Below are 21,151 nucleotides of genomic sequence, written 5' to 3'. Positions count from 1 at the left end.
GGGTGGGGGCCGGACCGCCCGTGGCGGCGGTCTCCTTGAGGGGTGCGCTCATCGTCGTCTCTCCCGCTCAGAACTCGATGCGCTCGCGGCGGGTGGCGCGCAGCGTGAACACGGACAGGATCAGGGTGAGCAGCAGCATGACCACGCCCATCGCGCAGGCGTAGCCGCTCTTCCCGAAGTACATGAAGTTGCGCATCATCACGGTCGACATGACGTCGCTGTGGTGGTCGGGGCCACCGCCGTACGCGCCCATGTTCTGGGTCATGGAGGCGACCAGGACGAACATGTCCATCGCGACGATGCCCAGGTACACCCAGGCCGTCTGCACGGAGTCCCACAGCAGCGGCAGGGTGATGCGGAAGAAGGACTGGGAACGGCCCGCGCCGTCGATGAGGGCGGCCTCGTAGATGTCCTTCGGGATGGACTGCATGGCGGCGGAGAACAGCACCAGATAGAAGCCGACGCCGTGCCAGACCACGACCAGCATCAGGGCCCAGAGCACCATGTTCGGCTCGTTGAGCCACTCGACGGGACTGTTCGCGTCGACCAGGCCGAGCTTGACCAGGGCACCGTTGAGGAGGCCACCGCTGTCGCTGCGGTACACCGCGTTGAACAGCACCGCGACGATGGCGAGCGAGAGGACCTGCGGGAAGAAGTAGATGATCTTGTAGAACTTCGACCCGGCGATGCCCCGGACGCCGCCTGCCTGGCCGCGCCCGCCCGCGTTCACCATGAAGGCGAAGAACAGGGCGAGCAGAATGGTGATCACCGGGATGAACACCAGGAACAGGATGTTGTGCCAGATCGCCTTCAGGAAGACGTCGTCCTCGAACAGTGCCTTGTAGTTGTCCAGACCGACGAACGCGAAGGTCTGCGACTGGCCCTTCCAGTCCGTCAGCGAATAGCCGAACGTCTGGATGTACGGCCAGATGACGAAGATCAGATAGAGCGCCACGGGTACGAGGAGAAATCCCGCGACGAACCGGTGCTGCCCTTTGCGCATGCCGTTTCCTGCCCCTGATGTGCCGTTCCGCCGCCGGGAACCACAAGGGGTTCCCGGCGGCGGAATCCGGTCGGTCGAGCGAGATCAGTCCCGTCGGTTCTTCTTGGAGGCCGGGTCCTTGGCCTGCTTGTCGACCGCGGCCTGGGCCCGCTTCAGCCACTCCTTGGGCTGGATGCGCTTGGCCATCAGCTCGTTCGACGCGGCCTCGAGAGCGGCGCCCATCTCGCTGTACCAGTCGACGTACATGTAGCGGAAGGTGTTGTCACCCGCCGCCTTGGACGCCTCGACCGTGGACTGGGTGCCCGGGCGGAGCTTGACGCTCGGGTCGACGCCGTCCTGGAGGATGGTCAGCGAGTTCGCCGCCTTGGCGAAGGACGTCGACCACTCCTTGGAGAGCATCATCCTCATGAACTCCTTGGCGCCGGCGAGGTTCTTGGCCTTGGAGGGGATGATGAAGGGCTCGCCCGCGCCGGCCCGGATCGCCTCGAAGGGCAGCTTGCTGTCCGGCAGCACCGGCATCGGCAGGAACTTCATGTCGAAGTCCTCCGGCGTCGTCTTGAGCTGCTCGTTCTCCAGCCAGGAGCCGCTGGTGATGAAGACCGCCTTGTACTGGTTCCAGCGGGTCTGGGACTCGGTGTGGGTCAGGCCGTTCGTACCGGGCATCAGATAGCCCTTCTCGACGACCTCGTAGATCGCCTCGACACCCGCCTGCGCGGCCTCGGAGCCGACGAAGGCCTTGGGGTCGAGGTTGTCGATCGCCTTCATGGCGTCCAGACCGCCCGTCTTGGCGATCAGGTCCATGATGGCGACGTTGATGTAGTACGGGTACTTGCCCTGGTGGGCGAGGCCGCCGATGCCCTGGGACTTCGCGTCCTTGCAGATGGCGAGGAAGTCGGCCCAGGTCTTGGGCTCCTCCCAGCCCTTCTCCGCGAAGAGCTTGCCGGAGTACCACAGGCCCCAGACCGTGTAGATGTAGTTGAGGGCGACGACCTTGCCCTCGAACGTGCCCGGGTCGAGCGTGCCGGGGATGACGGTGTCGCGGACCTTCTTGGAGGGGTCGTCGACCGACGGGGCGTCCAGGACCTCGGCGAGGTCGAGGAGCTGGCCGTTCTTGTTGAGGACGTCGACCTTGATCTGCTGGGCGCCGGAGTCGTCGACGATGTCCGGCGGGTTGCCGGCGTTGAAGCGGGGCTGGAGCTTGCCGGTGATCTCCTGGGTGCCGGTGTGGGTGGAGGTGACGCCCCATTTCTTCTGGAACGAGGCCTCCCACTGCTTGGCGTAGTCGTCGCCGTACCCGCCCTTGAAGATGACGACGTCGAGCTTGCTGCCCTTCTTCACGCCGAAGGGGTTGGACTTGCTGGCCGTGCCCTCGTTGTCCTTCGCGGAGCTGTCGCCACCCCCGCCGCTGGCACACGCGGACAGGAAGCTCATGGTGGGTACGGAGATCAGGCCCAGCGCCGCGGAACGCTTGATCAGATCACGACGGTCGACGCCCTCGGGGCCATTGTTGTCAGCGGTAACGGATCCCATGCTCAAGTCCTCGCCTTCTCCAGGACTCAGGCGGTGAACCGGACCCTCCCGGGCACCGCGGTCAGTTCAAGCTGGGTCGTGCATGAAAGGGATTCAACAGGGGCGAGACAGCAGTCGGCGCGCATGACACGGCGCACCACCACCCCCGCATCCCCAACGGGTTGTGCCTGTCCACGGCCATCGAACGGGTCCGCGGATGCCGACAGGTATAGTCCATTTCTCGCGGATGGGGCAAGGTCGGACGCACGCTTGAGCGCCGTCGTTCCCTACCTGAGACCTCGCGGCACCCCGCTCCCCGTCAAGGGCGCGTCGCGTGCGCCCCGATGGACCGCGCCGGCTGCCGGCTCCACGCCGGGATCCGGTCATACATCCCCGCGCCCCCGCACCCCGTACACCACGGCAGGCTCGTCACCGACCTCCCGATCCCGGTCGGGACCGGCCTTCAGCGCGCCCGCCGGCTTCCGACCCCACCAAGTCTGCAACCACCGCTTTCCCGCCACGCCGGTCACCTCAACACCCTTGACATCACCGACCACTTGAACCCCTAATGGCTCCTTGCGCAGCGAAGTTGACAACGTTGTCCACTCCTGGTCGCTCGCGATCAGGCGCAGGGAGGGTGCTCGCGCATGCGGCACAGATGGGGTTCCACGACGGCGCTCGGCGCCGCATTGGCGCTTCTGGCGGCTTCACAGGGGGCTGCCGTGGCACAGCCGGTCCGCGCGGCGGCCGCGGACCGGGAGTTCCGCTCGTCGTTCGAAGCGGATGATCCGTCACCGGACTGGATCAACACGGTGGACACGGGACCCGACGGGTCCAGGAGGACCTCCGGCGTCGACGGCGGCTACAGCAGCGGCATCCCGGGCAATGTGACCGACCACGTCACCGATGTCCGGGCCAGCGGCGAGTACCGGGACGCGGGCGAGGTGAAGGAGAACCTCGTCGATGGCGAGCCGGGCACCAAGTGGCTGACGTTCGAGCAGACGGCGTGGGTGGAGTTCGACCTCGACGCCCCGGCCAAGGTGGTGACGTACGCGCTCACCTCGGCCAACGACCACGCCGAACGGAACCTGAGGGACTGGACGCTCCGGGGTTCGGCGGACGGCAAGGACTGGACGACCCTCGACACCCGGTCCGACGAGTCCTTCTCCGAGCCGTTCCAGACGAAGACGTACGACATCGCCGGCACCCCCGCCGAGTACCGGCACTTCCGGCTGGAGATCACGAGGAACAACGGCGCCTCAGGGGTCATCCAACTCGGCGACGTGCAGTTCTCCACCGGCGGTACGGACGGTCCGGCCCCGCAGGACATGCTCTCGCTGGTCGACCGCGGCCCCGGCGGCTCCCCCACCGCCAAGGCGGGCGCGGGCTTCACCGGCAAGCGGGCGCTGCGGTACGCGGGCCGGCACACGGCGGACGGCCGGGCGTACTCGTACAACAAGGTCTTCGACGTGGACGTGGCCGTCGGCCGGGACACCGAACTGGCGTACCGGATCTTCCCGTCCATGGCGGACGGCGACCGCGACTACGACGCCACGAACGTGTCGGTGGACCTCGTCTTCACGGACGGGACCTACCTGAGCGATCTCCGCGCCACCGACCAGCACGGTTTCCGGCTCACCCCCCAGGGGCAGGGCGCCGCCAAGGTGCTGTACGTCAACCAGTGGAACAACGTCGCGTCACGGATCGGCTCGGTCGCGGCCGGGAAGACGGTGGACCGGATCCTGGTGGCGTACGACTCGCCGAAGGGCCCGGCGAAGTTCCGCGGGTGGCTCGACGACGTGACCCTGCGGACCGCGGCCCCAAAGAAGCCGAAGGCGCATCTGTCGGACTACGCGGTGACGACCCGCGGCACCAACTCCAGCGGCGGATTCTCGCGCGGCAACAACTTCCCGGCGACGGCCGTACCCCATGGCTTCAACTTCTGGACGCCGGTCACGAACGCGAGCTCGCTGAGATGGCTGTACGAGTACGCACGTGCGAACAACGACGACAACCTGCCCACCGTCCAGGCGTTCAGCGCGAGCCACGAGCCGAGCCCCTGGATGGGTGACCGGCAGACCTTCCAGGTGATGCCGTCGGCCGCCTCCGGCACCCCGGACAACGGGCGTACGGCCCGCGCGCTGCCCTTCCGGCACGAGAACGAGACCGCTCGGCCGTACTACTACGGGGTGCGCTTCGAGAACGGGCTCAAGGCCGAGATGGCGCCCACCGACCACGCGGCGGCGCTGCGCTTCACCTATCCGGGCGACGACGCGAGCGTGCTCTTCGACAACGTCACCGACCAGGCCGGCCTCACCCTCGACAAGGAGAACGGGGTCGTCACCGGCTACTCGGACGTGAAGTCCGACCTGTCGGCGGGCGCGACCCGCCTCTTCGTGTACGGGGTCTTCGACGCGCCGGTGAAGGAGGGCAGCTCGTCGGGTGTGAAGGGCTACCTCCGCTTCGATCCGGGCGCCGACCGCGCGGTCACCCTGCGCCTCGCCACCTCGCTGATCAGCGTCGACCAGGCGAAGGACAACCTGCGCCAGGAGATCCCGGACGGCACGTCCTTCGAGAAGGTGAAGAAGCGGGCGCAGCGCCAGTGGGACCGGATCCTCGGCAAGGTCGAGGTGGAGGGCGCGACGCCGGACCAGCTGACGACGCTGTACTCCAGCCTGTACCGGCTGTACCTGTACCCCAACTCCGGCTTCGAGAAGGTGGGGTCGACGTACAAGTACGCCTCCCCGTTCTCGCCGATGCCCGGCCAGGACACACCGACGCACACGGGCGCGAAGATCGTCGACGGCAAGGTGTACGTCAACAACGGCTTCTGGGACACGTACCGGACGACCTGGCCCGCGTACTCGCTCCTCACCCCACGTCAGGCCGGCGAGATGGTCGACGGCTTCGTGCAGCAGTACAAGGACGGCGGCTGGACGTCACGCTGGTCGTCCCCCGGCTACGCGGACCTGATGACCGGCACCTCGTCGGACGTGGCCTTCGCGGACGCGTACGTGAAGGGGGTCGGCTTCGACGCGAAGGCGGCCTACGACGCGGCGGTGAAGAACGCGACGGTGGTCCCACCGTCGTCGGGCGTGGGCCGCAAGGGCATGGCCACCTCCCCCTTCCTCGGCTACACGAGCACCGAGACGCACGAGGGCCTGTCGTGGGCGCTGGAGGGCTACCTCAACGACTACGGCATCGCGCGGATGGGCGAGGCCCTGTACAGGAAGACGGGCGAGAAGCGCTACAAGGAGGAGTCCGCGTACTTCCTCGACCGCGCCCGGGACTACGTGAACCTCTTCGACGACAGGGCCGGCTTCTTCCAGGGCCGGAACGCGAAGGGTGACTGGCGGGTCGAGTCCTCGAAGTACGACCCGCGCGTGTGGGGCCACGACTACACGGAGACGAACGGCTGGGGCTACGCCTTCACCGCCCCCCAGGACAGCCGGGGCCTGGCGAACCTCTACGGCGGCCGGAAGGGACTGGCCGAGAAGCTGGACGCGTACTTCTCCACCCCGGAGACGGCCTCCCCCGAGTTCATCGGCTCCTACCCCGGGGTCATCCACGAGATGACGGAGGCGCGGGACGTCCGGATGGGCATGTACGGGCACTCCAACCAGGTGGCGCACCACGCGATCTACATGTACGACGCGGCGGGACAGCCCTGGAAGACGCAGAAGAACGTCCGCGAGGTCCTCTCGCGCCTGTACACCGGCAGCGAGATCGGTCAGGGCTACCACGGCGACGAGGACAACGGCGAGCAGTCGGCCTGGTATCTCTTCTCCGCGCTCGGCTTCTACCCGCTGGTGATGGCCAGCGGTGAGTACGCCATCGGCTCCCCGCTGTTCACCAAGGCGACGGTCCACCTGGAGAACGGGAAGGACCTGGTGGTCAGGGCGCCCCGGAACAGCGCGAAGAACGTCTACGTCCAGGGCCTGAAGGTCAACGGCAAGAAGTGGACGTCGACCTCGCTCCCCCACGCGCTGATCGCGAAGGGCGGGACCCTGGAGTTCGACATGGGCCCGGAGCCGTCCTCGTGGGGCACGGGCCGCAGCGCGGCGCCCGTCTCGATCACGAAGGACGACACGGTGCCGTCACCGCGCTCGGACGTGGTGACGGGCGAGGGGGCGCTCTTCGACAACACGTCGGCGACGGACGCCACGGCGACGACGGTCACGCTGCCGACCACCGCCGGGGCCAGGGCTGTCCAGTACACCCTGACGTCGTCCTCCGACCGTGCGAAGGCCCCCACCGGCTGGACCCTCCAGGGCTCCGCCGACGGTACGGCCTGGAAGACCCTCGACGAACGCTCGGGCGAGTCCTTCACCTGGGACCGGCAGACCCGGGCGTTCTCGGTGGCGGCACCGGGGACGTACCGGCACTACCGGCTCGTCCTGTCCGGTGAGGCGACGCTGGCCGAGGTGGAGCTGCTGGCCTGAACCCCCCACGGGTGAGGGGCGGGCACGGGATTCCTCCCGGGCCCGCCCCCTTTGCCGGAGGCCTGGTCCCCTTCGCCGGAGGCCGGGTCCCCGGCCCCGAGTGGCTCAGCCCACCCTGCAGGGCAGGGTCGTGGCGGGATCGCCTCCCGAGCCGTCGGTCACGTAGCCGAACGTCGTGCTCTCGCCCGGATCCAGTGAGCCGTTCCAGTCGGCGTTGTGCACCATCACGTTCTGACCGCTGTACGTGGCGTTGCCGCTCCACAGGCTTCTGACGGTGTGTCCGCTCGGCAGGGTCCAGTCGACCATCCAGCCGAGCATCGGCACGTCACCGGTGTTCCTGACGGTCACCTCGGACTGGTAACCGCCGTTCCAGCTGCCCGTCGTACGGCGGGTCGCGGAGCACTGGCCCGGTACGGGGTCGGTGGGGTCGCCCGGCTCCTTGATGCCGGTCACCTCGCCGTTGCCGCCGTCGAAGACGACGTCCGAGCAGGAGTAGAAGGTCTCCTGGCTGTCGGAGCGCTGCCACACCATGTAGATGATGTGGCGGCCGGACTTGTTCGCGGGGAGCTGTCCCCGCCAGGAGTAGTTGGCCTCGACCGTGCCCGGGCTGCCGTTCAGCGGCGGGTGGTCGACGCTGAGGAACGGCCGGTCCTCCATGTCGTTCCAGGTGAGCGTCCTGGTCGGGTCGAAGCCGTCCTTGGTGATGTAGACGTAGAACCAGCCCGGGTGCGCCGCCCACGCGTTGTACGAGAAGTCGACGGTCGCGCCCGAGGTGAGGTGGGTGAGGGGCCAGTCCTTGCTGGGGGTGTTGAACCCGGTGAAGTTGGTGTTGCCCCCGCTGCACAGTTCGCCGTCCGGTACGAAGCCGCGGGTGCGGCCGGCGCCGTCCGAGCGGAGCACGGAGAACCAGTTGTAGAACGGCGTGGTGCCGCTGACCTGCTGGGCGGCCTTGCAGGCCGGGTTGACGGGCTTGATCTCACCGGTGTCGGTCAGCCCGTCCTGCCAGCACAGGAAGGTGCGGCTGCCGGGCTTCATGGGAGTGCCGTGCGCCTCCGCCTCGCCGCTGCCCGCCGTCACGACCAGGCCGAGCGCCGGGATCGTGGTGACGAGGGCGAGCAGGACGAGGAAGAGGGCTCGGTGACGTCGGGGCAGCCTTAATCGTGGGGACGTCAGGTGCATGACAAAGGCTCCTTCGGTGTACAGCCTCGAGGTACGCGCGCGGCGCGTGCGGTGCGCGCATTGCGGTGGTGCGTGCGGTGCGTGACGTGCGGTGTGCGATTGCGGTGCGTGATGTGCAGTGCGTGATGTGCGGTGTGCGGTGTGCGTACGTCCGCGGGTGCGGGGGCGCGGCCGTACCGATGCGCTGCCGGGGTTCGGCTGTGTTGTGCAGGGCGGGAGTGCACCCGTACGGCGGGGTACCGGACCGATGCCGCGTGGGAGCGCTCCCATCCACTTGTTTCGGAAGTTAGCGCCGAGCGGTCTCGTTGTAAACGCCTGCCGCGCACGACCCGGACGCCGGGACCGGGGCCCGGACGCGCGGGAGTGCGACCCTCGGGTGGCCGCCCGTGGCCATGAGAGAAACCGGACCGTGATCCGTGAGAGAAATCTGGCATCTCTGGCGTGTTTGTCCAGGTATGCGATTCTGAGGTGTGGATGCCTGCCGCTCATGGGCGGCGTGGTCCGGCGCCGCCGGGTCCTACGCCCGCGCCGTCCCCCTGAGTCCCGGGGAACCTCCACCGGCCGGCACCCGCGGCACGCACAGGAGGTAGATGCGGAGATGCCCCATTACGGCGGTGCCCGTGCCGCGGTCTCCGGCCCGCGGGCGCTCGGGACCGGGGCGGAGGACGCAGGTCCGCCTCGCCCGGCGTCGAAGCACGCCGCGAGGGAGCGGGTCCTGGCGTTCGCCGGTGCGGCACTGGCGGCTGTCTGCGTACCGAGCGAGGAGGGCGAGGAGCTCCGTCTGGTCGAGTCGGCCGGAGCCGCCCCCGCGCGGTACGGGCTGCGGGAGTGCTTCCCGGTCTCCGGCGGGTCCCCCGTGGCCGACGCCTTCCGGGCCGGCCGGCCCCTGTGGCTGAACGCCGCCGAGCTCGCCTCCCGCGACGAGGACGGCCCGACCCCGCTGCGCGCCGGGGCCTCGCTCGCGGTGCTGCCGCTCGAGGCGGCGGGCGGGTCGCTGGGCTGTCTCGTCGTCGTAGGGGACGACGCGAACGGCTTCGTGGCCGAGCAGCGTGACTTCCTGGGGTGGTACGCCGGCGCGGTCGCCGACCGGCTCCGCGGCGAGGCCGACCGGTCCACGCCCTCTCCGGTGCTGGACGCCGGGCTGCGGAGCATGGGCGTCGGGACGTTCGCCCTGGTGCTGGGTACCGGCATGGTCGAGACGGACGCGGCCCTGCTCGAACTGGTGGGCGTCTCCGAGGATGACTTCGACGGGAAGACCGACACGCTGCTCTCGTTCACCGTCCCGGAGGACCTTCCGTCGCTGATGTCGGTCGTGGAGCCGTCCCCGCAGACCGTCGGCCGCCGTGAACTGGAGTTCCGCATCCGCCGGCCCACCGGTGAGCTGTGCTGGCTGCGGCTGAGCTGCCGGGTGCTGATGGGGACGGACGGCAGGCCGGAGCGGGTGGTCGGCGTGGTGACCGCGGCCCCCGTGCTGCGCCAGAGCCCCAGCGATGTCACCCGGGTCCAGTGGCTGACCGCCGCGCTCGACGACGCCACCACGGTCCGGGACGTCAGCCGGGTCGTGGTCGCGGCCCTGCGTGAGCCACTGAGCGCCGACCGGGTGGCGCTCGGTGAGGTGCTGGAGGACCGGCTGGCGGTGACCGTGCTCGATCCGCCGGGGGCCGGGGCCTGGCCGGAGCTGTGGCGTTCCGAGTGGCGCTCCGAGTGGCCCGACGCACCGGTCAGCTCCCTGCCCACGCTCCAGGCGGCGCTGCGGGACGGCCGGATGAGCCTGTGGCCCGCGGGTTCCTCGCTGGAACCCGGGCTCGCGGGCGTCGGCCCCGGTGGACTGGCCGTCCTGCCGCTCCCGGCCAAGAGCGCGGTCGCCGGGGTGTGTCTGGTCGGCTGGGACGAGCCGCACGACTTCGTCCCCGAGGAACGGGCCCTGCTCACCGCGACCGCGGGGCTGGTGGGCCAGGCGCTGAAGCGCGCGCACGCGTACGACGCCGAGCAGGAGCTCGCCACGATGCTCCAGCGCAGTCTGCTGCCGCGCCGGCTGCCCGAGCTGCCCGGAGGGATCGCCGTCGCCCGCTATCTGCCCGCCATGCGCGGACTGCAGGTGGGCGGCGACTGGTACGACGTGATCGCGCTCTCCGAGAGCCGGGTGGCCCTGGTCATCGGCGACGTACAGGGGCACAGTGCCGGTGCCGCGACGATCATGGGCCAGATGCGTACCGCGGTCAGGGCCTACGCGGTGGAGGGCCATCCGCCCGACGTGGTCGTCTCGCACGCCAACCGTCTGCTGGTCGGCATGGAGACCGACCTGTTCGCCACCTGCTGCTATGTCGAGCTGGACATGGAGGAGGGCAACGCGCTGTTCGTACGGGCCGGGCATCTGTCCCCGCTGGTGCGCCACCCCGACGGCAGTACCGAGGAGATCGCGGTCGAGGGCGGGCTCCCGCTGGGGGTGCTCGCGGACGCGGAGTTCCCGCTGACCGCGGTCGCGCTGTCCCCGGGCACGGTGCTCGCACTGGTGACCGACGGTCTGGTGGAGTCCGCCGACCTGCAACTCGACGAGGGCATGCAGCGGACACGTGAGGCGCTCGCGGAGGCCGACCCCTCGGACCCCGGGCGGATGGCCGACGTACTGCTCGGCCAGGACGGCCGCCGTGAGGACGACGTGGCGTTGCTGCTCCTGCGCTACGACGGGATGAGGGTCCGGCCGGTGCGGGCCGGCTGGGTGGTGTGGCGGCTGCCCGACGCCGTGATGCACGCCCGCCGCTTCACCGCGCGCACCCTGCGCTCGTGGGACCTCCGGGAGGAGGCCGACACGGTGCTGCTGGTCGTCTCCGAACTGGTCACCAACGCGCTGGTACACACCCAGGGGCCGATCCGTGTCGACATCACGCACGCCGGGGACCGGCTGCGGATCGCCGTGACCGACTCCTCGCCGCGCGCCCCCGCCAAGCCGGTGGTCGTGGACTGGGAGTCGACCGGCGGCCGGGGCCTGTTCCTGGTCGAGGCGATGTCGGCGACCTGGGGCTCGGTGCCGGTCGGCGGGGGCAAGCAGGTGTACAGCGAGATCGTCGTGCCGGGCCAGGAACCCGGTCACGAAGGCGACGGATCCGGACCGCACGACGCCGCCGGGCCCGGGCCCGGAGAGAACCGAGGGGGTCTGCCATGAGGACTCAGGGGTCTGCCAGGAGGGCCCGTAAGTGGCGTGCCCTCGCCGTCGTGGTTCCGTTGCTCATGGCCGTGTCCCTGGCGGCCGGTTGCGGAGGAGACGGCGGGGAGGGCGGGGGCGGCATGACCGTCGGCCTGCTGCTGCCGAGCCGCGCGCTCCCGCGCTGGGAGGGGGCCGACAAGCCCATGATCGAGAAGAAGGTGAAGGAGCTGTGCCCCGACTGCACCCTGGCGTACGCCAACGCCCAGAACAACGCGGAGAGCCAGCGGCAGCAGATGAACTCCCTGATCACCAAGGGGGCCGGGGTCATCATCCTGGACGCCGCCGACCCCAAGACACTCCGCTCCTCGGTCCAGGCGGCTCGGCAGGCGGACATCCCGGTCGTCGCGTATGACCGGCTCGTCGAGGGCCCGATCTCGGGCTACGTCAGTTTCGACAACGTCCAGGTCGGCCGGCTCCAGGGCGAGGCGCTTCTCCAGGCCATGGGCGACAAGGCGGACGGCGGACGGGTCGTCATGCTGAACGGCGATCCGGCCAGCCCCAACGCTGCCCAGTACGAGGAAGGGGCCCGGGCGGTCCTCGATGACAAGGTGCGGATCGAGAGGTCGTACCAGACTCCTGGTTACCGGTCGGAGAACGGCTACACGAACATGTCCGCCGCCATCGCCGCGCTGGGTCCGAACGGGATCGACGGCGTGCTGTCGGCCAGCGACGGCATCACCACCGGCGCCGTCCAGGCCCTCAAGAGTTCCCGTGTCTCGCCGCTGCCCCCGATCACCGGCCAGGACGCCGACCTCGACGCCGTACGGCGCCTCATCACGGGCGAGCAGACCATGACCGTCTACAAGTCCTTCCAGAAGCAGACGGACGCGGCCGCCGCCATGGCCGTCGCCCTGGGGCGCGGCAACGACATCGACGCGATCGTCACGACGACGATCGACAGCCGCACCCACGACGACATCCCGGCCGTCCTGCTCACCCCGATCGCCGTGACGGCGGGCAACATCGAGCAGACGCTCGTCAAGGACGGCATGTACACGGTCAACCAGATCTGCACCCCGGAGCTCCGGTCGGCCTGTGCCCGGGCCGGGCTCACTCCATAAGGGGAAAGCCGGTCATCGCCGGGCAGGCGCCGACGGGGCCGGCAGGTCCGTCCGGGATGTCTGTGCGGGTGCCGACGCCGGACACCCGTGGACACCCGTGGGCAACCTGTGCCCACCCGAGCGGCCTGGTAACGCCCGGCAGGCCGCCGGCGCCCGCCCGGGTGCCTTCACCGGCCGCCCGGCAGGCCGGAGCGGTGGCTCTCCGGTACGGACGGGGCGCCCGTGTCGGGCCGGTGGCGGTCCGACGGGGCCGAGACCGTGTCCACCGCCGGCAGTGCGGCGGTGCCCGCCGGGGGCAGGTCCACGGTGAACTCCGTGCGGCCCGGCTCGCTCTCCACGCTGATACGGCCGCCGTGTGCCGAGGTGATCGCGGCGACGACGGCCAGGCCGAGACCGGAGCCGCCCCCCTTGCCCGCGGTGCGTGAGCGGGAGGCGTCGGCGCGGGTGAAGCGTTCGAAGACCGAGGACAGCAGGTGGGGCGGGACGCCGGGGCCGTCGTCGCGGACCCGGACGACACAGCGCTCCGCCGTGGCCTCCACCGAGACGACGACCGTCGTGCCCGGCGGGGTGTGCACACGGGCGTTGGCGAGGAGGTTCGCCACGACCTGCCGCAGACGCGTCTGGTCCCCGGTGACCAGCGCCGGAGCGTCGAGGAGCAGCGCGAGCTGCCAGACGTGGTCCTCCCCCGCGGCCCGCGCGTCCCACACCCCCTCGGCGACCACGGCCGCGAGGTCCACCTCGGCCGACTCCAGCGGACGGCCCTCGTCGAGCCGGGCGAGCAGCAGCAGGTCCTCCACGAGCCCGGTCATGCGCGCCGACTCGGCGGAGACCCTGCGCCAGGCCAGCACCGGCTCGATCCGCCCGGTGCCGCGGTTCATGAGTTCCGCGTATCCGGCGATGGAGGCAAGCGGCGTGCGGAGTTCGTGGCCGGCGTCGGCGAGGAAGCGGCGCATGCGCTCCTCGCTGCGCCGGCGTTCGGCGAGCGAGGACTCGACGTGGTCGATCATGCGGTTGAGCGCGGCACCGACCTGGCCGGCCTCGCTGCGGGGATCCGTGTCGCGTTCGGGTACGCGGGTGAGGCCGCCGATCTCGCCGTGGGCCAGCGGGGCTCGGGAGACCTCGACGGCGGTGGCGGCGACCCGCCCGAGCGGCCGCAGCTGACGCCGGATCACCACCGCGCAGACGCAGCCCGCGACGGCGAGGCCGACGGCCGCCACGACGGCCTCGACGACGACCAGCCCGCTGATCAGGTTCTCCACGTCGGCCGTCGGCAGCCCCGCGAGGACGGTGAGCCCGTCGCCGCTGAGGGCCGTGAGCCGGTAGGTGCCGAGGCCGGGGACGGTACGGGTGTGCAGCGAGCCGTCGGTCTCGATGCCGTCGAGGGCGGCGCGCTGGGCTGCGTCGAGCGTCCGCCGTTCGCCGTCCCCGGTGATGACCTCGGCGGTGGTGATCCGCCCTTCGTCGTCGAGCCGGGCGGCGAGCGTGCCGGCGGCCTGGCCCTGCTCCCTCAGGAAGGCCAGGTCGGTGGGGTCGCGCGGCCCGACCCGGGCCCCGCCCAGGCCGCGCTCGGCGGCGCCCGTGACCCGGTCGTCCAGGTTGCCCAGCAGATAGGCGCGCTGGGCGAACACGGTGGTGAGCGCCATCGCCGCGCACACCACGACGAGGGTGGCGCCGATGAGGAGCAGCAGGCGGGTCCGCAGCGACTGCCGCCGCGGCTCGTTCTGCCGTGGTCCGCCGTACGGTATGGCCTTCATCCCGCCGCCTCCGCGGGTCTGACGGCGTACCCGACGCCGCGCGGCGTGTGGATCATCGGCGCGGCTCCGCTCCGCCGCGGCAGTCCGCGCAGCCGCAGCACCGCCTCTTCGAGGGTGAACGGCTTGGTGACGTGGTCGTCGGCGCCCGCGCAGAGCCCGTCGATACGGTGCTCCAGGGCGTCCTGGGCGTCCCGGGCGGTGAGCATGAGGACCGGCGGCTTCGGGTGCTCGTACCGCGGCCGCCTGAGCACCTGGATGCCGTCCGGGTCGGGCGGCATTCCGTCGAGGACGACGGCGTGCGGGGCGCGGCGGAACGCGACGCACAGCGCGCTCTCCCCGTCGGCCGCCGGACAGGGCCGCCGGCCCGCCTCCGTGACGGCCACGGAGAGCAGTTCGGTGAGCCCGGGTTCGTCATCGACGATCAGGACGCGGCCCCGGTCGTTCCGGGTCCCTGCGATACCAGCCATGTCCCGATCCTGTCCCTGTTCCCTGAGGGAGCCCTGTGTTCCGACTGAGCCACAGCCGTGACCTGGCGGAGCGCTCCCGCGCGACGTCCCTCCGCGGTAGCGGCTGATGTCACAGCCTTCTCCGCCTTGCAGCAGCTCTTCGGCGCGTCCGGGTGTGGGCCTCCCGGACATGGCGAAGGGCCGCGCCCCCTGTCCGGGGAGCGCGGCCCAGCCGCCGTACCGGATCCCTTACTTGCGGATCAGGCTGCGCAGCACGTACTGCATGATGCCGCCGTTGCGGTAGTAGTCGGCCTCACCGGGGGTGTCGATACGGACGACCGCGTCGAACTCGACGCCCGTGTCGGTGGTGACCTTGACCGTGCGCGGCGTGGTGCCCTCGTTCAGCTCGGTGACGCCGGAGATGGAGAAGGTCTCCTCGCCGGTCAGGCCGAGGGACTCGGCCGAGGCGCCCTCGGGGAACTGGAGCGGGAGGACGCCCATGCCGATGAGGTTCGAGCGGTGGATGCGCTCGTACGACTCGGCGACGACGGCCTTGACGCCGAGGAGCGCCGTGCCCTTGGCCGCCCAGTCACGGGACGAGCCGGAGCCGTACTCCTTGCCGGCCAGGACGACCAGCGGGGTGCCGGCGGCCTGGTAGTTCTGCGAGGCGTCGTAGATGAAGGAGACCGGTCCGCCGTCCTGCGTGAAGTCGCGGGTGTAGCCGCCCTCGGTGCCCGGCGCGATCTGGTTGCGCAGGCGGATGTTGGCGAACGTGCCGCGGATCATGACCTCGTGGTTGCCTCGGCGGGAACCGTACGAGTTGAAGTCGCGGCGCTCGACACCGTGCTCGGTGAGGTACTTGCCCGCCGGGGTGTCGGCCTTGATGGCGCCGGCCGGGGAGATGTGGTCGGTGGTGACCGAGTCGCCCAGCTTGGCGAGGACGCGGGCGCCGGCGATGTCCGAGACCGGGGTGGTCTCCATCGTCATGCCCTCGAAGTACGGGGGCTTGCGGACGTACGTCGACTCCGGGTCCCACTCGAAGGTGTTGCCGGTCGGGATCGGCAGCGCCTGCCACTGGGCGTCACCGGCGAAGACGTCGGAGTAGGACTTGTTGAACATGTCCTCGCCGATGGCGTTCGCCACGACGTCGTTGACCTCGGCCTCGGAGGGCCAGATGTCGGACAGGTGGACCGGCTTGCCCTCCTGGTCCGTGCCCAGCGCGTCCTTGGTGATGTCCACCTTCATGGAGCCCGCGATGGCGTACGCGACGACCAGCGGCGGGGAGGCCAGGTAGTTCATCTTGACGTCGGGGTTGATACGGCCCTCGAAGTTCCGGTTGCCGGAGAGGACCGAGGTGACCGCGAGGTCGTGGTCGTTGACGGCCTTGGAGACCTCCTCCGGCAGCGGGCCGGAGTTGCCGATGCAGGTGGTGCAGCCGTAGCCGACGAGGTTGAAGCCGACCTTGTCGAGATACGGGGTGAGCCCGGCCTTGTCGAAGTAGTCGGTCACGACCTTCGACCCCGGGGCGAGGGTGGTCTTGACCCACGGCTTGCGGGTCAGGCCCTTCTCGACCGCCTTCTTGGCCACCAGCGCGGCGGCGACCATGACGTACGGGTTCGAGGTGTTGGTGCAGGAGGTGATCGCGGCGACGGTGACGGCGCCGTGGTCGATCTCGTAGGTCGAACCGTCGGGGGCGGTGACGGTGACCGGGTTGGACGGGGCGCCGTTCGGGGCGACGGCCGGGGCGTCGGAGGCCGGGAAGGACTCCTGGCCCGCCTCGTCCACGGTGTCGACGTAGTTGCGGACGTCCGCCTTGAACTGCTCGGCAGCGTTCGCGAGGACGATGCGGTCCTGCGGGCGCTTCGGGCCGGCGATCGACGGGACGACCGTGGAGAGGTCCAGCTCCAGCTTCTCGGAGAAGTCGGGCTCGGCGGCCGGGTCGAGCCAGAGGCCCTGCTCCTTGGCGTACGCCTCGACGAGCGCGAGCTGCTGCTCCGAACGGCCGGTCAGCTTCAGGTACTTGATGGTCTCGTCGTCGATCGGGAAGATCGCGGCGGTCGAGCCGAACTCCGGCGACATGTTGCCGATGGTGGCGCGGTTGGCGAGGCTCGTGGCGGCGACGCCCTCACCGTAGAACTCGACGAACTTGCCGACGACACCGTGCTTGCGGAGCATCTCGGTGATGGTGAGCACCAGGTCGGTGGCGGTGGTGCCGGGCGTGAGCTCACCGGTCAGCTTGAAGCCGACGACGCGCGGGATGAGCATGGAGACCGGCTGGCCGAGCATGGCGGCCTCGGCCTCGATACCGCCGACGCCCCAGCCCAGCACACCGAGGCCGTTGACCATGGTGGTGTGCGAGTCGGTACCGACGAGGGTGTCCGGGTAGGCCTGCCCGTTGCGCACCATCACGGTCCGGGCCAGGTGCTCGATGTTGACCTGGTGGACGATGCCGGTGCCCGGCGGGACGACCTTGAAGTCGTCGAAGGCGGTCTGGCCCCAGCGCAGGAACTGGTAGCGCTCGCGGTTGCGGCCGTACTCCAGCTCGACGTTCTGCGCAAAGGCGTCGTTCGTGCCGAACTTGTCGGCGATGACGGAGTGGTCGATGACCAGCTCGGCCGGGGAGAGCGGGTTGACCTTGGCCGGGTCGCCGCCGAGTTCCTTGACGGCCTCGCGCATGGTGGCGAGGTCCACGACACAGGGCACGCCGGTGAAGTCCTGCATGATCACGCGGGCCGGCGTGAACTGGATCTCCTGGCTGGGCTGGGCCTGCGAGTCCCAGTTACCGAGGGCACGGATGTGGTCGGCGGTGATGTTCGCGCCGTCCTCGGTACGGAGCAGGTTCTCCAGCAGGACCTTGAGGCTGTACGGAAGGCGGGCCGAGCCCTCCACCTTGTCCAGCCGGAAGATCTCGTACGACTCGTCGCCCACCTGCAGCGTGCTGCGGGCGTCGAAGCTGTTCGCCGACACGACAGTCTCCTTCATTTTTGTGCGCGTACCACCGCATCCTGCCGCCACGCCGTCTCGACGATCCGCTAAGGTGAGGCTAAGTTAGGTTCCCCTTACCGAGCTGGCGGCCGGGCGCGCCTAGGCAGATATCTCGATGTCGAGATAACTCTAGTACATGCGCGCGGCTGGGTCATGCCCGGAGCCTTGTCGCGCCACGGGGGCGCTGTCTGGTTCGCCACACCCCCTGCCGGCAGGGCACCGCGGGGCGAGACCGCCGCCGGGGAACCCCGAGGCGGGACCGGTCGGCGGCGGGCATGCGCCGACGCACCACGGGTACCCGCCCGGGACGGAAAGGAGGCACGCATGCCCCTCACGTTCCGCAAGAGTTTCCGGATCCTGCCCGGGGTCCGGCTCAACATCAACCGCCGCTCCTGGTCGATCACCACGGGCGGGCGGCACGGGCCGCGTCGTACCCACAGCAGTACGGGGCGCCGTACGACATCGATGGACCTGCCGGGCCCCTTCGGCTGGCGCCGCACCTCCACGCGCCGTCGGCGGCACTGAAGCCGGGACCGCACCGAAGGCGGGGCGCCACTGAAGCCGGGGCGGCGCCGGGGGTCCCTCGCGGCCGGAGCGGGTGCGTACCCACTCGAAAGGGCGCGCTCCGTTTTCGTTTATCTCACATCCGATATACGGTCGCGCCATGGCAGACGACTACCTCGTACGCATCGGCAAGCTCATCCGTGACGCCCGGCAACATCGGGGCTGGACACAGTCGCAGCTTGCGGAAGCGCTCGGCACCAGTCAGAGCGCCGTCAACCGCATCGAGCGCGGCAACCAAAACATCAGCCTTGAGATGATCGCTCGAATCGGCGAAGCCCTGGACAGTGAGATCGTCTCACTGGGCTACGCGGGCCCGATGCATCTGCGCGTGGTCGGTGGCCGCCGCCTCTCCGGTGCCATCGACGTGAAGACCAGCAAGAACGCCTGCGTGGCGCTGCTGTGCGCCACGCTGCTCAACAAGGGGCGCACGGTACTGCGCCGGGTGGCCCGTATCGAGGAGGTCTACCGCCTTCTGGAGGTGCTCGGTTCGATCGGCGTCCGGAGCCGGTGGATCAACGACGGGGTCGATCTGGAGATCGTGCCCCCGGCCGACCTCGACATGGAGGCCATCGACGAGGACGCGGCCCGCCGGACCAGGTCCATCATCATGTTCCTCGGCCCGCTGCTGCACCGCGCGGACCGTTTCCGGCTGCCGTACGCGGGCGGTTGCGACCTCGGGACGCGGACCATCGAGCCGCACATGATCGCGCTGCGCCGGTTCGGGCTCGAGATCACCGCCACCGAGGGGCAGTACCACGCCATGGTGGACCGGTCGGTCGCCCCCACGCGGCCGATCGTGCTGACCGAGCGCGGGGACACGGTGACGGAGAACGCGCTGCTCGCCGCCGCCCGCCACGACGGCACGACCCTCATCCGCAACGCGTCGTCCAACTACATGGTCCAGGACCTGTGCTTCTTCCTGGAGGCCCTGGGCGTACGGGTGGAGGGCATCGGCACCACCACGCTCACCGTGCACGGCGTACCGGACATCGACGTCGACGTCGACTACTCCCCCTCCGAGGACCCGGTCGAGGCGATGAGCCTGCTCGCCGCCGCCGTGGTCACCGAGTCCGAACTCACGGTCCGGCGCGTGCCGATCGAGTTCCTGGAGATCGAGCTCGCGGTCCTGGAGGAGATGGGCCTCGACCACGACCGCACGTCCGAGTACGTCGCGGACAACGGCCGTACGCGGCTGGTGGACCTGACCGTCCGGCCCTCCAAGCTGGAGGCGCCGATCGACAAGATCCACCCGATGCCGTTCCCGGGCCTGAACATCGACAACGTGCCGTTCTTCGCGGCCATCGCCGCCGCCGCGCAGGGCAAGACCCTGATCCACGACTGGGTCTACGACAACCGGGCGATCTACCTCACGGACCTGAACCGCCTCGGCGGCCGCCTCCAGCTCCTCGACCCCCACCGGGTACTGGTCGAGGGCCCCACCCGCTGGCGCGCCGCCGAGATGATGTGCCCACCGGCCCTGCGCCCCGCCGTCGTCGTCCTGCTGGCCATGATGGCGGCGGAGGGCACGTCCGTCCTGCGCAACGTGTACGTCATCAACCGCGGCTACGAGGATCTGGCCGAGCGGCTCAACTCGGTGGGGGCGCAGATCGAGATCTTCCGGGACATCTGAACTGCGGATACCGCCGCACCTCGTTCGACCTGCGCTGATGCGGGCCTGGAGGGGGTGCGGCGGCACCTCTGGGCTCGGGAGGGCTCCCGGACGCGGGAGCCCTCCGTTGCGTGCTTCACCGACCGCACTCCGCCGTGGGTCAGAAACTGGACGATTCCGGGCGCACGAGTCCGGCCTGGTAGGCGATGACCACGAGTTGGGCCCGGTCGCGGGCGCCGAGCTTGGCCAGGGAACGCTGGATGTGCGTGCGGACGGTGAGGACGCTCAGGACGAGTTCGGCGGCGATCTCGTCGTTGGACATGCCCTGGGCGGCCAGCGCGGTGACTTCCCGTTCGCGCGGTGTGAGGTCGCTCAGGCGCTCGGGAGTCGCGAGGAACGTGCCTTGTGCCGGGGCGGAGAGGAAGCGGTTGACGAGGGCTCGTGTCGCCCCCGGCGACAGCAGGGCCTCACCGGACGCTACCGTGCGGATTCCACCAAGAAGTGCGTCCGTGGTGACGTATTTGCCCAGGAAGCCGCTGGCGCCCATGCGCAGCGCCTTGGCGACGTACTCCTCGGTCTCGAACATGGTCAGCACGAGGACCCGGGTCCCGGTGAGGTCGGGGTCGTCGCAGATGGTGGCGGTGGCGGCCAGTCCGTCCGTCCCGGGCATGCGGATGTCCATGAGCACCACGTCCGGGCGGTGGGTACGGGCGAGGTTCACCGCTTGCTCGCCGTTGGCGGCCTCGCCGACGACCTCCATGTCGTCGCAGGAATCGATCAGTAGCCGGAACGTGCCGCGCAACAGGGCTTGGTCGTCGGCGAGCAGGACGCGGATGGTCACTGGGTGGCCTCTTGTGGTTGTGCCAGGGTCTCTTCCTGGGCGTGGGTGTGGAGCGGCAGTGCGGTAGTGACTTCGAAGCCGCCTTGGGGGCGGGGGCCGGCGCGCAGTTCGCCGCCGACGGAGTGGGCGCGTTCGCGCATGCCCATCAGGCCGTAGCCACCGCCCGGGACCGCCGGAGCCACGGCGGCCCCGTCGTTGGTGACGGTGATGAGCAGTCGGGAGCCCGAGTAGGTGAGACGGACCTGGGCCGCGCGGTCAGCGGCGTGCTTGGTGGCGTTGGTGAGGGCCTCCTGGATGATCCGGTACGCCGTCAGGTCCACACCGGGCGACAGTGGCTGCGGTTCACCTTCTGTGGTGACGGTGACGGTGAGGCCCGCCGACTCGCACGCGGAGATGAGTCCGGGCAGGCGGTTCAGGCCCGGGGCCGGTTCCAGGGAGTCGGATTCGGGATCGTCGGTCTGTCGCAGCACACCGACCGTGGCACGGAGTTCGAGCAGCGCGGAGGACGTGGTGCGGGCCAGGTCGGCGAGGATCTTCTGGGCCTGCTCCGGGT

13 protein-coding genes are annotated in these 21,151 nt (G+C 70.0%); 5 read left to right on the top strand and 8 right to left on the bottom strand.

The genetic code is table 11. The features are described 5' to 3' along the window. Positions 1–67 precede the first annotated feature (67 nt). Together FNH04_RS19340 and ngcE are read right to left on the bottom strand one after the other, a co-directional pair. A complete protein-coding gene (locus tag FNH04_RS19340; protein ID WP_152785905.1) occupies positions 68–1,003 on the bottom strand; it encodes a carbohydrate ABC transporter permease in 936 nt (311 codons plus the stop codon). 84 nt (positions 1,004–1,087) lie between these two features. Beyond that, the gene (ngcE, locus tag FNH04_RS19335) at positions 1,088–2,533 is read right to left on the bottom strand and encodes an N-acetylglucosamine/diacetylchitobiose ABC transporter substrate-binding protein (RefSeq protein ID WP_152785903.1); all 1,446 of its coding nucleotides are present in this window, start codon (positions 2,531–2,533) and stop codon (positions 1,088–1,090) included. Positions 2,534–3,159: 626 nt separating this feature from the next. On the opposite strand from ngcE, the gene FNH04_RS19330 reads away from it, so the two are divergent. Further along, the gene (locus FNH04_RS19330) at positions 3,160–6,954 is read left to right on the top strand and encodes a GH92 family glycosyl hydrolase (RefSeq protein ID WP_152785901.1); all 3,795 of its coding nucleotides are present in this window, start codon (positions 3,160–3,162) and stop codon (positions 6,952–6,954) included. A 105-nt stretch (positions 6,955–7,059) separates the two neighbouring features. On the opposite strand, the gene FNH04_RS19325 is transcribed toward FNH04_RS19330, so the two are convergent. Further along, positions 7,060–8,133: a lytic polysaccharide monooxygenase auxiliary activity family 9 protein gene (locus FNH04_RS19325; protein ID WP_152785899.1), complete on the bottom strand. Its 1,074-nt coding sequence runs from the start codon at positions 8,131–8,133 to the stop codon at positions 7,060–7,062. Positions 8,134–8,731: 598 nt separating this feature from the next. On the opposite strand from FNH04_RS19325, the gene FNH04_RS19320 reads away from it, so the two are divergent. Both FNH04_RS19320 and FNH04_RS19315 read left to right on the top strand, forming a co-directional pair. Continuing rightward, positions 8,732–11,296: a SpoIIE family protein phosphatase gene (locus FNH04_RS19320; RefSeq protein WP_152785897.1), complete on the top strand. Its 2,565-nt coding sequence runs from the start codon at positions 8,732–8,734 to the stop codon at positions 11,294–11,296. Further along, the gene (locus FNH04_RS19315; RefSeq protein ID WP_152785895.1) at positions 11,293–12,399 is read left to right on the top strand and encodes a substrate-binding domain-containing protein; all 1,107 of its coding nucleotides are present in this window, start codon (positions 11,293–11,295) and stop codon (positions 12,397–12,399) included. Before FNH04_RS19320 ends, FNH04_RS19315 begins: the two co-directional genes overlap by 4 nt. A gap of 167 nt (positions 12,400–12,566) precedes the next feature. On the opposite strand, the gene FNH04_RS19310 is transcribed toward FNH04_RS19315, so the two are convergent. The 3 genes from FNH04_RS19310 to acnA form a co-directional block, all read right to left on the bottom strand. Further along, positions 12,567–14,153: a sensor histidine kinase gene (locus FNH04_RS19310; protein ID WP_228031502.1), complete on the bottom strand. Its 1,587-nt coding sequence runs from the start codon at positions 14,151–14,153 to the stop codon at positions 12,567–12,569. After that, positions 14,150–14,620, bottom strand: a complete 471-nt coding sequence (locus FNH04_RS19305; RefSeq protein ID WP_152785893.1) for a response regulator — start codon at positions 14,618–14,620, stop codon at positions 14,150–14,152. The genes FNH04_RS19310 and FNH04_RS19305 overlap by 4 nt, the downstream gene beginning before the upstream one ends. 228 nt (positions 14,621–14,848) lie before the next feature. Then, positions 14,849–17,566 (bottom strand): aconitate hydratase AcnA, encoded by a 2,718-nt coding sequence (gene acnA, locus FNH04_RS19300; RefSeq protein WP_322723304.1) that lies wholly within the window; start codon positions 17,564–17,566, stop codon positions 14,849–14,851. 342 nt (positions 17,567–17,908) lie between these two features. Here acnA and FNH04_RS19295 point away from each other — a divergent pair, with 342 nt between their 5' ends. Next, entirely contained in the window at positions 17,909–18,109 is a 201-nt protein-coding gene (locus tag FNH04_RS19295) for a DUF4236 domain-containing protein (protein WP_152785889.1), read from the top strand. 139 nt (positions 18,110–18,248) lie between these two features. After that, positions 18,249–19,778 (top strand): helix-turn-helix domain-containing protein, encoded by a 1,530-nt coding sequence (locus tag FNH04_RS19290; protein WP_152785887.1) that lies wholly within the window; start codon positions 18,249–18,251, stop codon positions 19,776–19,778. Positions 19,779–19,917: 139 nt separating this feature from the next. On the opposite strand, the gene FNH04_RS19285 is transcribed toward FNH04_RS19290, so the two are convergent. Together FNH04_RS19285 and FNH04_RS19280 are read right to left on the bottom strand one after the other, a co-directional pair. Beyond that, on the bottom strand, positions 19,918–20,598 hold the full coding sequence (locus FNH04_RS19285) for a response regulator transcription factor (protein ID WP_322723303.1): 681 nt from the start codon (positions 20,596–20,598) through the stop codon (positions 19,918–19,920). Continuing rightward, the coding region (locus FNH04_RS19280; RefSeq protein WP_407704121.1) for a sensor histidine kinase at positions 20,595–21,151 on the bottom strand (557 nt) is incomplete at its 5' end. The genes FNH04_RS19280 and FNH04_RS19285, both read right to left, overlap by 4 nt.

The organism is Streptomyces phyllanthi, assembly GCF_009377205.1.
Taxonomy (GTDB): domain Bacteria; phylum Actinomycetota; class Actinomycetes; order Streptomycetales; family Streptomycetaceae; genus Streptomyces; species Streptomyces phyllanthi.
This window is presented reverse-complemented; position numbering and strand designations above follow the sequence as displayed.

Coding starts and splice junctions, on each gene's coding strand:
- FNH04_RS19320 (WP_152785897.1), top strand. CDS start 8,732: ATGCCCCATTACGGCGGTGCCCGTGCCGCGGTCTCCGGCCCGCGGGCG.
- FNH04_RS19325 (WP_152785899.1), bottom strand. CDS start 8,133: ATGCACCTGACGTCCCCACGATTAAGGCTGCCCCGACGTCACCGAGCC.
- FNH04_RS19310 (WP_228031502.1), bottom strand. CDS start 14,153: ATGAAGGCCATACCGTACGGCGGACCACGGCAGAACGAGCCGCGGCGG.
- FNH04_RS19290 (WP_152785887.1), top strand. CDS start 18,249: ATGGCAGACGACTACCTCGTACGCATCGGCAAGCTCATCCGTGACGCC.
- ngcE (WP_152785903.1), bottom strand. CDS start 2,533: ATGGGATCCGTTACCGCTGACAACAATGGCCCCGAGGGCGTCGACCGT.
- FNH04_RS19340 (WP_152785905.1), bottom strand. CDS start 1,003: ATGCGCAAAGGGCAGCACCGGTTCGTCGCGGGATTTCTCCTCGTACCC.
- FNH04_RS19305 (WP_152785893.1), bottom strand. CDS start 14,620: ATGGCTGGTATCGCAGGGACCCGGAACGACCGGGGCCGCGTCCTGATC.
- FNH04_RS19295 (WP_152785889.1), top strand. CDS start 17,909: ATGCCCCTCACGTTCCGCAAGAGTTTCCGGATCCTGCCCGGGGTCCGG.
- FNH04_RS19330 (WP_152785901.1), top strand. CDS start 3,160: ATGCGGCACAGATGGGGTTCCACGACGGCGCTCGGCGCCGCATTGGCG.
- FNH04_RS19315 (WP_152785895.1), top strand. CDS start 11,293: ATGAGGACTCAGGGGTCTGCCAGGAGGGCCCGTAAGTGGCGTGCCCTC.